Source organism: Bacillus sp. RZ2MS9, from assembly GCF_001816185.2.
Classification (GTDB): Bacteria; Bacillota; Bacilli; order Bacillales; family Bacillaceae_G; genus Bacillus_A; species Bacillus_A cereus.
In genome coordinates this window covers 5,256,025-5,268,203 of record NZ_CP049978.1, presented here as the reverse complement: position 1 = coordinate 5,268,203, position 12,179 = coordinate 5,256,025, and the positions used below count along the sequence as shown (strand labels likewise).

Below are 12,179 nucleotides of genomic sequence, written 5' to 3'. Positions count from 1 at the left end.
GGACAGTACTATGAAAGAAATTCAAGTTGGGTTATTAGGTCTTGGGACAGTTGGCAGTGGTGTGGTTCGTATTATTACGGATCATCAAGAACGACTCATACACCAAGTAGGTTGTCCAGTGAAGGTAACGAAAGTATTAGTGCAAAACATTGAGAAAGAGAGAGAGGTAGAGGTACCTTCTACTCTATTAACACAAGATGCAAATGAAATTTTAGATAATCCAAATATTGATGTTGTCATTGAAGTGATGGGTGGCATTGATGATGCAAAATCATATGTTTTACAAGCTTTAAAAAGCGGAAAGCATATTGTAACTGCAAATAAAGACTTAATGGCATTACATGGAGCTGAATTATTAGCGACAGCAAAAGATAATAAGGCTGATTTATTCTATGAGGCGAGTGTGGCAGGGGGAATTCCAATTTTACGCAGTATCGTAGAAGGACTTTCCTCAGATCTTATTACGAAAGTAATGGGAATTGTAAATGGAACGACAAATTTTATTTTGACGAAAATGTCAGACGAAGGGAGAGCATATAACGACGTGTTAAAAGAAGCCCAACAACTTGGATTTGCAGAAGCAGATCCAACATCAGATGTAGAAGGTTTAGATGCAGCAAGAAAAATGACGATTTTAGCTACTCTCGGTTTCTCTACAAATGTAGAGCTTGGAGACGTGAAAGTAAAAGGGATTACCTCTATTACAGAGGAAGATATTGAATATAGTAAGAGCTTAGGTTATACAATTAAATTAATCGGTCTTGCAAAACGAGATGGTGAAAAATTGGAGGTTACAGTTGAACCAACTTTACTTCCAAATACACATCCTCTTGCGGCAGTACAAAATGAATATAACGCTGTGTATGTGTACGGTGAAGCAGTTGGGGAAACGATGTTTTATGGACCAGGCGCAGGAAGTTTACCAACAGCGACAGCTGTTGTTTCGGATTTAGTTGCTGTAATGCAAAATATTAGATTAGGGGTAACAGGAAATAGTGCTGTAGTCCCACAATATCAAAAAGTATTAAAAGAGCCAGACGAAATTGTCGTGAAAAAGTTTTTAAGACTGCATGTAAAAGACGAAATTGGTGTATTTGCAAAAATTACTTCATTGTTCTCTGAGCGCGGAGTTAGCTTTGAGAAAATTATTCAAATGCCGCTTGAAGAGAAAGGAAAGGCTGAAATTGTAATTGTAACGCATCGTGCGTCTCTTGCTGATTATGATTATATTCTACATACGTTGCAAGGGTATGAAGAAATAGATTGTTTGAAAGCGAACTATCGAATTGAAGGGGATGCTAAGTAGTATCCTTACCATAAAACAGAAAGAGCCTATTAAGCAGCTTGCTTAATAGGCTCTTTTCTATTTAAAATCTGCGTACCAACTTGAATAAATGCTTGGATAATCCAGCCTGTTGTAAAGGATAAGATGATTGTTCCAAAATAGATAGGTCCGTCTAATAAAAAGCTTAACGTTAAAAATAAAAAGGCTAATGAAATCTCTGTTCTTCTAAACGTCCATTTTTTCTTCTCAGCAACCGTTAAAACGAAAGCTTCTTGAGGCGCTGCGCAAAGGTTTGTAGAGACGTAAAGACCAATTCCAGCTCCAACGAATAGATTTCCGCAAATAAGTGTTATATATTTTGGAAGAGAGCGGATAGCGTCCATAATAGTTGTAATGGAACCAATCCAATCAACAAAAAGAGAAATAAGAACCATCGTTACAATTGTACCGATTGTAATTTGTTTTTTATTCCAAAAGAGTACGATAAGTGTAAAAGCAAAGTTAATCATGAAAATCCAAAAACCAATACTTATGCCAAAATTTTGATATAGTGCAATAAAGAAGGAATCATAAGGGCTAAGTCCAAAGGAAGTAATTGTCGTCATCATATTAATACCGATGGCAAGAATGAGTAAACCGCCAATGAAAAATATATATTCTAATTTGAATCGAAGCATAGTTGTATATCCTTTCTAAATGTATTTGCTAGGAAAGGATATATTGTGGAAAGCTTACCAGGTCAAGGGAGAATTTTTGTGAGAAGGGGAAAATGAGATGACAAATATAAGAAAGATTGCTGAACTTGCTGGAGTATCTGTTTCAACTGTTTCACGTGTACTAAATAATCATCCGTACGTAAATGAACAGAAACGAAAAGAAATTTTAGCGATTATAGAAGAATTAAATTACACGCAAAATGTGAATGCAATTCATTTAGTGAAAGGAAAAACGAATGTAATTGGCGTTTTATTGCCACACGTAAATGATCAATATTATAGCGCTATTATCGAGGGGATATCAAAAGAGACAGCAAAGAATAATTATAATATGATGCTTTGCCAGACGAATTATAGCGAAGAAAGAGAACTAGAAATTTTAAATATGTTAAAAATGAAAAAGCTTGATGGGGTTATTATTTGTTCTCGGGCAAATAGTAAGGAGAAGCTTGAAGAATATACAAAATTCGGCCCGATTGTTATGTGTGAAGAAATAGATTCAAAATACATTTCAAGTGTCCATATCGATTACTACAAAGTATTTTCACTTGGGATGAAAAGCTTAATAGATGCCGGTCATACACATATTGGATATTGTATTGGAAGAAGTAATAGTGTTAATAGCCAAAGACGAAAGAAGGCATATGAAGATTCGCTTCAACAGAGTATCGTAACACCGTTAGAGACCTGGAAATTTGAGGGTTGTTTTACAGTGGAAGATGGACGCAATGTAATTAGAGAATGGGCTCATATGTCAGTAAAACCGACGGCGTTCCTTGTATCTTGTAACCATATTGCAGCGGGGATGGTTACAGAAGCAAAAAAACAAGGAATTCGTATTCCAGAGGATATTACGATTATCGGGTGTGATGATCAAGAGGTGGCAGATATATTGGGTATAACGACGATTTCGCATTCTAGTAAAAACGTTGGAGTAAAAGCGTTTGAATTATTATATGAAAAGATTAATGAAGAGAAATTAGATGTGAAGCATATAGAGTTATTACCAGAGTTAGTAAATAGAGAAACGACGTAATTGAGAAGGTGTGAAAATCGCTTTTCAAAATTTCGTTTGGTATAATTATGGACAATCTATGAGGGCTAAAAGGGGTTTTGATATGAGATCAAAAGTAGTAAAAGTAATTCTACTCATTACAATTGCATCTTTCTGTTTATTTGCATATGGCTTTGTTTCAGGTGTAAATGATGTATTAAATCCGAAAGCTTCAAATTTAATTAAAAAGACCGATGTAGTGACAAAAGAGAAAAAGAAAACGGGAACGTTACAAATCGTTAGTTTAGGTGATTCATTAACGCGTGGCGTTGGTGATAAAGAAGGAATTGGCTATGTTGGGCGAATGAAAGAGGATTTACAAAAAGATTATAAGCAAAAAATTGCATTAACAAATTTAGCAGTTAGTGGTGCAAAAATGCCCGATTTATTAAAACAAATTGAAAGTAATGGCGCTCAATATTCAATTAAGCAAGCAGATGTAATCGTGTTAACGATTGGTGGAAATGATTTGTTCCCGGGCTGGGAATCACTTGGGAAAATAGATTTAGAGACGTATCGTCCTGACACAGAAACGTTTCAAAATGAAGCAAAGAAAATTATAGAAGAAATTCGTAAATTAAATACAGATAGTCCGATTTTTTGGCTTGGTTTATACAATCCTTTTGAAGATGTAGAAGATTTAAAAGGGTCTTCAAACATTGTTGTGGACTGGAATGCATCTTTAGAGAAGTTAGCGCTAAACGATAAAAATGTATATATTACACCGACATTTGATTTATTCCAAAACCGCGGGAAAGATTTATTATACTCTGATCATTTTCATCCGAACGAAGTAGGTTATACGTATATGGCAGAACGTTTAGTTCAAAATGTTGTAAGTAAATTAAAATTAGAACAAGGAGGGGTAAAATGACGACGATACTTTCCGTACGAGACTTGAAGAAGGTAATTGGAAAGAAGACTCTTGTAGAGAATATTTCCTTTGATGTAAAGCAAGGAGAAGTGTTCGGGTTCTTAGGACCAAATGGTGCTGGAAAGACGACTACCATTCGAATGTTAGTCGGATTGATTAAGGCGACAGAAGGTACGATTTCTATCGGTGGTTATTCGATTAAGGAAAATTTCAGAGAAGCGATGCGTCAAATTGGGAGTATCGTTGAAAACCCAGAGTTGTATACATATTTAACGGGATGGGAAAATTTAAAGCAATTTGCTCGTATGTTAGGTGATATATCAGATGAACGTATTATTGAAATTGCTGAAATGGTTCATTTAGATGAAAGAATTCATGACAAGGTAAAAACGTACTCACTTGGTATGAAACAACGCCTTGGAATTGCGCAGGCGCTCCTTGGGAATCCGAAATTGCTCATATTAGATGAGCCAACGAATGGTTTAGATCCAGCAGGGATTAGAGAACTTAGGGAATTTATACATAAGCTTGTAAAAGAAGAAAATATGAGCGTGTTTATTTCAAGTCACTTGCTAAGTGAAGTGCAAATGATATGCGATCGCGTTGCTATTATTCATAAAGGAAAGATGATAACAGTTGCCAAGGTTGAAGAATTAATTAAAACAGCAAGTGATCGTGTAGAATGGATTGTTACACCGATTTCTAAGGCGAAAGATATGCTAGAAGCGGCCGAAGAAGTAAGGGAAGTGAGTGTAGAAGGCGAGCGATTACTATGCCGCATGGATATTGCATCTATAAGTAGTTGGAATAAACACTTTGTCGAAAATGAAATAGATGTACATAGCGTTAAGGAGCATGTATTTACGCTAGAAGATTTATTTATTGAACTCACAAGGGGTGAGCAGCATGCGTGAATTTGCGAATCTAGTTTTAAATGAATCAGAAAAGATTTACCGCAAGAAACGTATTTTTGTTGTCATGCTTATTTTAGCAATCTTGATCCCGCTTTTTGTGTATGCGCAGTATCGTGAAATAGAAACGACACAAAAAAGACTCGGTACAACTGATTGGAAGGTTTCATTGCAACAGCAAATTGTTGATTCTCAGAACCGGTTGAACAATTCTAGGTTGCCAGAAGAATGGCGTGATTGGTTAAAGGTAAGAGTTGAGCAACAACAATATTATTTAGATCATGATATTAATCCGATGGCACCGGGTGCACCGACTTTTGTCAGAGCATTTATTGAACAAGGAATTACATTATTTATTCCGCTTCTTGTAATGATTGTAGCCATTGATATCGTTTCAGGAGAACGAAGTGATGGGACGATGAAGATGTTACTTACGCGGCCAATTCGGCGCTGGAAAATACTCCTTAGTAAATACGTGACGATGTTATTTTTCATTTCGCTCATACTGTTTCTTGTAGGTTTGTTTGCTTACATATTATCAGGGCTTGTATTTGGGTACTCGGGATGGAATTTACCTGTTTTAACAGGATTCGTTATTGATAAGGAAACGTTAAATACGAACTTTGTGCATCTTATTCCGCAGTGGCAATACATCTTAATGGCGTATGGACTAGCCTGGTTTGTTGCTATCGTTGTCGGAACTATATCATTTATGGTCTCTGTTTTAATTCGTAATACACCAGCTGGTATGGGCGTTATGCTAGCTGCATTAATTGCAGGCGGTATTTTAAGCTCGTTCGCAACATCTTGGGAAGGCGCCAAATATATTTTTAGTGTGAATCTATCATTAACGGATTATTTATCAGGAAAATTACCTGCATTACAAGGTTTATCGATGGGATTTTCTTTGATGAATTTAACTGTTTGGGCAGTTGTTTCTCTTGTTATTTCGTTCGTAGTATTTACAAGACAGGATATGGTGAATTAATTAGACAGGAAGTGACAGTATGGAAAATGTTTTAAAGAATGATTGGGAGCCACTATTGGCACCAGAATTCGAGAAAGAGTATTATCTTACTCTATCCAGTTTTTTGACAGAAGAATACAGCACGCATGTTGTTTATCCGAAGGTAGAAGATATTTTTAACGCTCTTCAGTATACAAGTTATGAAAATACAAAGGTTGTTATTTTAGGACAAGATCCATATCATGGACCGAATCAAGCGCATGGTTTAAGCTTTTCTGTGCAACCTGGTGTTAAAACACCACCGTCATTGTTAAATATGTATAAAGAACTTCGAGATGAATATGGTTATGAAATCCCGAATAACGGTTATTTAGTAAAATGGGCGGAACAAGGAGTATTATTACTAAATACCGTATTAACAGTTCGTCAAGGCGAAGCAAATTCTCATAAGGGAAAAGGATGGGAGCACTTTACAGATCGTGTAATTGAACTGTTGAATGAACGTGAAAAGCCAGTTATTTTCATATTGTGGGGGCGCCATGCGCAGGCGAAGAAGAAGTTAATTACGAATCCGAATCATCATATTATCGAATCTGTACATCCAAGCCCATTATCGGCAAGACGTGGTTTCTTTGGTAGTAAGCCATATTCTAAAGTAAATACGATTTTAGCTAATATGGGCGAAAGAGAAATTGATTGGGAAATTCCAAATTTATAAATAGAAAAGGTAGTTAACAGTCGTTAACTACCTTTTTATTATTATTGTTGCTCGTTCTTTAATTTTGCATCTAGTACAAAAGTGCCAAATGGGATAACTGATGAAACAAATGCTCCAAGTGCCCATAAAATTGATTTACGGTGTACGATTGTTACTTGAATTACTGCAAAGATGAATAGAATAAATAGAACACCATGAGCCATGCCTGTAATTTTAACAGCTGTTGCAAATCCTGCGAAATATTTCAATGGCATTGCTACAAATAATAGTAATAGGAAAGAAATACCCTCAACTAGTCCAATTGCTCTTAATCGTCCGATTGGTGTAGATAACATAAAGTAGCCTCCTTTAACGTATGCTTGTATATAGTAAATTTGTATTCTTTTTCAAAATAAAATAGTCTATTTTGTTTCATTATATACAAAAAGAAAGTTTACACTACGAGAATAGTGCAAAGTTCAAAATATAGTCACAAAAGCATGAGAATTTAAATAAAAACCTATTTGAAGTATTTGACTTCAAATAGGTTTTGTGAATGAAAATATTAAACAAGTACATCCGTTTTTAAAACGAATTTCTCTACAACTTTTGCAACACCATCGTTCATATTTGTATCTGTTACGTAGTTTGCAATTTCTTTAATATCATCAGGTGCATTGCCCATTGCAACGCCAAGACCAGCAAATTCAATCATCGCTTGGTCGTTATAGCTATCGCCCATTGCGATAACTTCTTCACGCTTAATGCCAAGCTTTTGGATCAGTTTGTTTAAGCTCGTTCCTTTTGTAACACCAGCTTCAGTAAATTCTAAGAAGAATGGTTTCGAACGCATCACGCTTAATTGGCCTTCTAGCTGTTTTTGTAGTTTTTTTTCAACTTCAACAAGGCGTTCAGCTTCTTTATTCATTAATACTTTTACTACGGGCTCTTTAACTGCAGCTTTAAAGTCATCTACTACAACAATTGGCATACCAGTAATATCGCCCTCAATTTCAGTATAAGGATTATTTTCTTCCGTTACGATATCATCGCCCATATAAGTATGAATCCATACATCTTCAGTTTGACTAATTTCAAATAGGTTGTGAACGATTTCAGGAGATAGTGTACTACTAAAGATTTCTTCGTTTGTTTTACAGTTAATAATTTTTGCACCATTAAAAGATAAAATGAAACTGCCGTATTCTTCTAAACGAAGTTCTTTCGCTACATTGCGCATACCGAACGTTGGACGTCCAGAAGCAAGTACAACCTTTACGCCTTGCTCTTGTGCAGTCATTAACGCTTCTTTCGTACGAGGTGAAATAGTATGGTCATCACGTAATAAAGTATCATCTAAATCTAAAACAATCATTTTATAAGTCATATAGAAAATTCCTTTCTTTAATTGAAATCAAAATACATGTTCATGAAGAGATTGAGGAATAATAGTAAGACATCAAACCTCTTTGAAAAGAAGTAGATAAATTATTATGAGTGTGTTGCTCATAATATTGGTTAATAATCATTGGGGATGAATAAAACCCCAATGATTAAAGTTTGATTTTATCGTAACAACTCTAAAGGTAGAGTGCAATAATGGAAGTTTTCCAATTTAAGATATTTGTTTTGCTGTGGAACGAGAAAATAGTATTTCTAGCAAGATTGCCATTACAGATCCAAGAACGAGACCATTACTTAAAAACGATGCTAGAAATGGTGGAAGTGTGGAATATGCTCCTGCTGGAACAAACATAACTCCGACTCCTGTAAAGATTGAAAGACCGGCTACTTTAAATAATCGTTCTTTATCCTGGACAGTTTCGTATTCTCGAAAGGCGAGACCAATCATGCTTGCGAATACAGGATAAATAGCGGCATAACCAACTGCAACAGGGATTGCTGCAAAGAATGAAGTAATCTTTGGAAATATACTAACGACAATAATAAAGCTTGACCCTAATATAAACGGGAGACGTTTATAAATATTAGTCGTTGCAATAAAACCTGCTGATCCAGAAATAGCGACAGGCCCAATAGCTGAAAATAGGCCGCCTAGCAATTGGTTGATTCCTGTTATAATGCCAGCTTGTTTAAAACGATCTGATGCAGCGTTTTCTTCATATTTAGAGACAACCTTTTGTACAACGCGAATACTTGCTAACATATTTGTTAGAAGTAAGAGCGTAACGAAAATGACCGTAATTACCATGTTCCATTCAACACGAGGCATTCCGAAAACAAATAAGGATGGAAAACGGATTATGTCTGTCACTGGTGTTATTGGATTAGATAATCCGAAGCATGCGAATAATATCCAGCCGCATACGATACTGAAAAGAACGGAATATTGTCCAATAATAGGTAGCTTCATGATGAAAAAGGATAGTAAAATAACAATGAGTGAAAGAATAAATACGTTAGGTTGTACTTCTGTATGTTTTCCATCAAGGCCAAACATTCCCTTTAAGAAGGAGCCACTAAGCTGCGCGACAAGAAGAAATAAATACGTTCCAATGACTGTCGGTGTAAAATAGCGAACGAGTTTATCAATAAGTCCAAAAACGCTAAGAATAATACAAATAATACCACTTAATAAGAAAGCATATTGAAGAACTTTAAGTGTCTCATTATTTGATCCAAATAGTACGACGCCTAAACTTGCGTAAAGGGAGAAAATTCCCCACCAAAGGCCAGCAGGACCTTCTTGAATAGGAAGTTTATGCCCAAATATAGCTTGCAAGAGACCAGCAAAACCTAGAACAAATAATGTTCTTTGTACAAATGCGATGGCTTCAGCGCCATTAAGACCATAACTAGTTGCGACACTAATTGGTACAATAAGGCTTCCAGCTAAAATAAATAGTGCCCATTGTAAGGCGGAAAGAAATGTCTTCATTATATCAACCTCTTTCATAGATTCCGTATCTAGTATATACGTATTTTATTTCCACTGGCAAAGATTGTAGATAGAGAAAAGAGTTGAAACACAGTATGAATGCACGTAAGCAATTATGGATAGCAGTTATATGTATGACTTTTGTTGTAATTCTAGGAACGATAGGATTTATGACGATTGAAGAGATTAGTTTGTTTCAAGCATTTTGGATGACAATGATTACTGTATTGACTGTTGGATACGGAGATGCCGTTCCTGTAACGCAAGCGGGGAAAGTATTTGCGCTTCTTATTATTCCTGTTGGCGTAGGTATTGTTACGTATGCAATTGGGGTAGTGGCAGCTATGATTATTGAAGGGAATTTATTTCATGCAGTACGGAGGAAGAAGATGGATAAACAAATAGCGCAGTTGAAAAATCATATTATAGTATGTGGTTGCGGTAGAGTGGGGCTTCAAGTTGTACATGAATTGCAAGAAAAGAATATTCCATTTGTCGTTGTTGATAAAGATGAAAGTATATTGGAGCAGGAAAAGCTTTTATTTGTACATGGAGATGCAACGGAAGATCAAGTATTACATAATGCCGGAATTTTAAAAGCAGCTGGTTTAGTTGCTATTGTTGCAAATGATGCCGAAAATGTATTTATTACATTAACAGCAAGAGGGTTAAACGATACGATTAAAATTGTGGCGAGATCTGAAAAGCCAGAAACTGAAGAGAAATTAAGGCGTGCTGGTGCAAATAAGGTTATTAATCCATCTAGTATGGCGGGTATTCATATCGCAAAAGGTATTGCAAATCCATTAACCGTTCATTATATTGATACAGTGTTGTATGGAGTAGAACAGTCATTTGTCATTGAAGAAATTCTAGTTGGAAAAGATTCAATATTAGTTGGTAAATCGTTACTAGAGAGTAATGTAAGGAATCAGTTTGATGTAACAATATTAGCGATTTCAAGAAATGGGAATATTATACATAATCCGGCAGGGCAGGAAAAATTGAAAGAACGTGATATGATAATAGTATTTGGTTCAGTAGAAAAATTGGGACAATTCGAGAAAGAATTACAAAGTACGAGGTGATAAGGAATGCAAATATCTAGCGACAAGATTTTAAATAAAATGGCGAATGAAATTGCGAAGGCAAAAAGTAGTGAAGGACAAAAGTCAAAAGAACATTTATTAGTTGTGCGTGCTTTATGTGACTTATTATTAGATGAACAAGTTGAAACATCTACATATAGAGAACCGAAAATTCAATCGCAAGTAATTGGGTCACAACTAGTAACAACTATGCAACCAATTGCACCTGTTTCTGGGGAGCCAGTATATATAAAAGAAAGTGATGCAAACGGTAATTCTTTATTTGATTTTTAGAAGATAAATCGTTTGGCTTATATGCAAAAATTGCTTATGATAAAGGTAAAAAAGGGGAATTAAGATGAAAATTTTCTTTTTACTAGGTTGTATTGCAGCGGGGCTATCTGTTGCGTTAGGGGCCTTTGGAGCACACGGTTTAGAAAATAAAATTTCTGCAAAAATGTTAGAAGTTTGGAAAACAGGCGTTACATATCAAATGTTTCATGCAGGTGGACTATTCGTAGTTGCTTTATTGATGGATAAGGTTCAATCATCACTTTTAACTACTGCTGGTTGGCTAATGGTAGCTGGAATTATTATGTTCTCAGGTAGTTTGTATGCATTAAGTACGACAGGCATTAAGTTCTTTGGTCCAATTACACCTCTTGGTGGTGTAGCGTTTATTGTGGCGTGGATTCTAGTAGGGACTGCAGTTGTAAAAGGATTATAAAAAAACAAAAGCTGGCATTTGCCAGCTTTTTTTATGGTCTTGGAGTATAAGTTGCTTGTTGACTAGGTAAATACGTAATTTCTTCTGGAAACTCTACGTAATCTAAGTAGATCATTAGTAGTAAATAGCGTTTTCCTGATTGCGGTTCACTAATAACAATATGGTCACGGCCAGCTGCTTCAATAATACCTGTATAAGATTGTGTACCAAGGGAACTGCCACGTTCATAAGTCATTACAACCGTAGCTTGCTTACCTTTGTTTAAACGAAGGATATTTTCAATATAGGATTGCTCTAGAGGTAACATGCCTTGAGAAATTGCATATTGAGCTTGCGCAGCTTGAGCTGTTTGTTGTTGCATCGCTTGCTGCTGTTGTTGAGTCATTTGTTGCGGTTGTACATAAGTTCCAGATGGTTGATAAAAACCTGTTCCATAGTACGGATTTTGTTGCTGTGCCATTCAAAAATCCCTCCTCATTTTTATTCCTTAATATACGCTAGGGCAGTCTCCAGCAGATGGCTGGAAGAAGCAGTGCTTTTTAAAGCGACCAGAGTTTTGTTGGTTATACCAAGTTGGTGGACATGCCCCTTCAGGTCTAAAGAACCATAAGGCAAAGTTGGCAGGCCAAAAACGTTGCCCTTGAATGGTCCGTCTCGCTAGGGCAATATCTTGTTCACGTGCCCGTTGATAAAAGTATCCTTTTTGCGTTGCTTCAAAACCGCCGGGGTTTTGATAAACCATTTGACGTAAATTACGAATGCTTTTAAAGTCTAAACAATTTCCGCGGACACGATTTACCCCAACGTTTCCGACCATTAACATTCCTTGTTGTCCTTCTCCTTCGGCTTCAGCACGCATCAGTCTAGCTAACAACTTTACATCTTCTTCGTTATAAGCAATAACTCCCATTATGTGTCACCTCTCTTTTTGGAATACCTTTTGGAAAGAGGTTTATCTCTA

The 12,179-nt window shown here is 36.0% G+C and carries 15 protein-coding genes; 9 read left to right on the top strand and 6 right to left on the bottom strand.

Annotated elements, in window-relative coordinates:
* Positions 1-10 precede the first annotated feature (10 nt).
* Complete coding sequence (locus BHV55_RS26910; protein WP_070758270.1) at positions 11-1,306, top strand: homoserine dehydrogenase; 1,296 nt, start codon at positions 11-13, stop codon at positions 1,304-1,306.
* 29 nt (positions 1,307-1,335) lie between these two features.
* On the opposite strand, the gene BHV55_RS26905 is transcribed toward BHV55_RS26910, so the two are convergent.
* The gene (locus tag BHV55_RS26905) at positions 1,336-1,962 is read right to left on the bottom strand and encodes a YczE/YyaS/YitT family protein (RefSeq protein ID WP_000943411.1); all 627 of its coding nucleotides are present in this window, start codon (positions 1,960-1,962) and stop codon (positions 1,336-1,338) included.
* A 97-nt stretch (positions 1,963-2,059) separates the two neighbouring features.
* Here BHV55_RS26905 and BHV55_RS26900 point away from each other — a divergent pair, with 97 nt between their 5' ends.
* Genes BHV55_RS26900 through BHV55_RS26880 form a run of 5 tightly spaced genes read left to right on the top strand, consistent with a single transcriptional unit; the run spans position 2,060 to position 6,525 of the window.
* Positions 2,060-3,037 (top strand): LacI family DNA-binding transcriptional regulator, encoded by a 978-nt coding sequence (locus tag BHV55_RS26900; protein ID WP_000181969.1) that lies wholly within the window; start codon positions 2,060-2,062, stop codon positions 3,035-3,037.
* A gap of 10 nt (positions 3,038-3,047) precedes the next feature.
* A complete protein-coding gene (locus tag BHV55_RS26895) occupies positions 3,048-3,929 on the top strand; it encodes an SGNH/GDSL hydrolase family protein (protein WP_002097903.1) in 882 nt (293 codons plus the stop codon).
* Positions 3,926-4,843, top strand: a complete 918-nt coding sequence (locus BHV55_RS26890) for an ABC transporter ATP-binding protein (RefSeq protein ID WP_070758268.1) — start codon at positions 3,926-3,928, stop codon at positions 4,841-4,843. Before BHV55_RS26895 ends, BHV55_RS26890 begins: the two co-directional genes overlap by 4 nt.
* Positions 4,836-5,828, top strand: a complete 993-nt coding sequence (locus BHV55_RS26885; protein WP_001206477.1) for an ABC transporter permease subunit — start codon at positions 4,836-4,838, stop codon at positions 5,826-5,828. Before BHV55_RS26890 ends, BHV55_RS26885 begins: the two co-directional genes overlap by 8 nt.
* A 19-nt stretch (positions 5,829-5,847) precedes the next feature.
* Complete coding sequence (locus BHV55_RS26880) at positions 5,848-6,525, top strand: uracil-DNA glycosylase (RefSeq protein ID WP_000432520.1); 678 nt, start codon at positions 5,848-5,850, stop codon at positions 6,523-6,525.
* Positions 6,526-6,566: 41 nt separating this feature from the next.
* Here BHV55_RS26880 and BHV55_RS26875 read toward each other — a convergent pair whose 3' ends face one another.
* From BHV55_RS26875 to BHV55_RS26865, 3 genes are all read right to left on the bottom strand, one after another.
* The gene (locus BHV55_RS26875; RefSeq protein WP_000953396.1) at positions 6,567-6,860 is read right to left on the bottom strand and encodes a DUF3817 domain-containing protein; all 294 of its coding nucleotides are present in this window, start codon (positions 6,858-6,860) and stop codon (positions 6,567-6,569) included.
* Positions 6,861-7,069: 209 nt separating this feature from the next.
* On the bottom strand, positions 7,070-7,891 hold the full coding sequence (locus tag BHV55_RS26870) for a Cof-type HAD-IIB family hydrolase (protein WP_000221395.1): 822 nt from the start codon (positions 7,889-7,891) through the stop codon (positions 7,070-7,072).
* 228 nt (positions 7,892-8,119) lie between these two features.
* Complete coding sequence (locus tag BHV55_RS26865) at positions 8,120-9,403, bottom strand: purine/pyrimidine permease (protein WP_000847044.1); 1,284 nt, start codon at positions 9,401-9,403, stop codon at positions 8,120-8,122.
* A 95-nt stretch (positions 9,404-9,498) separates the two neighbouring features.
* On the opposite strand from BHV55_RS26865, the gene BHV55_RS26860 reads away from it, so the two are divergent.
* From BHV55_RS26860 to BHV55_RS26850, 3 genes are all read left to right on the top strand, one after another.
* Positions 9,499-10,491: a potassium channel family protein gene (locus tag BHV55_RS26860; RefSeq protein ID WP_000993982.1), complete on the top strand. Its 993-nt coding sequence runs from the start codon at positions 9,499-9,501 to the stop codon at positions 10,489-10,491.
* Between the two features lie 6 nt (positions 10,492-10,497).
* Positions 10,498-10,785: a YwdI family protein gene (locus tag BHV55_RS26855; RefSeq protein ID WP_070758266.1), complete on the top strand. Its 288-nt coding sequence runs from the start codon at positions 10,498-10,500 to the stop codon at positions 10,783-10,785.
* A 64-nt stretch (positions 10,786-10,849) separates the two neighbouring features.
* Positions 10,850-11,218: a DUF423 domain-containing protein gene (locus BHV55_RS26850; protein ID WP_000688315.1), complete on the top strand. Its 369-nt coding sequence runs from the start codon at positions 10,850-10,852 to the stop codon at positions 11,216-11,218.
* A gap of 31 nt (positions 11,219-11,249) precedes the next feature.
* On the opposite strand, the gene gerQ is transcribed toward BHV55_RS26850, so the two are convergent.
* Both gerQ and cwlJ read right to left on the bottom strand, forming a co-directional pair.
* Positions 11,250-11,678 carry a spore coat protein GerQ gene (gene gerQ, locus BHV55_RS26845; RefSeq protein ID WP_000068652.1) on the bottom strand — a complete coding sequence of 143 codons (429 nt, stop codon included), beginning with the start codon at positions 11,676-11,678 and terminating at the stop codon, positions 11,250-11,252.
* A 27-nt stretch (positions 11,679-11,705) separates the two neighbouring features.
* Positions 11,706-12,128, bottom strand: a complete 423-nt coding sequence (gene cwlJ / locus BHV55_RS26840) for a cell wall hydrolase CwlJ (RefSeq protein ID WP_000538167.1) — start codon at positions 12,126-12,128, stop codon at positions 11,706-11,708.
* Between the last annotated feature and the right edge of the window lie 51 nt (positions 12,129-12,179).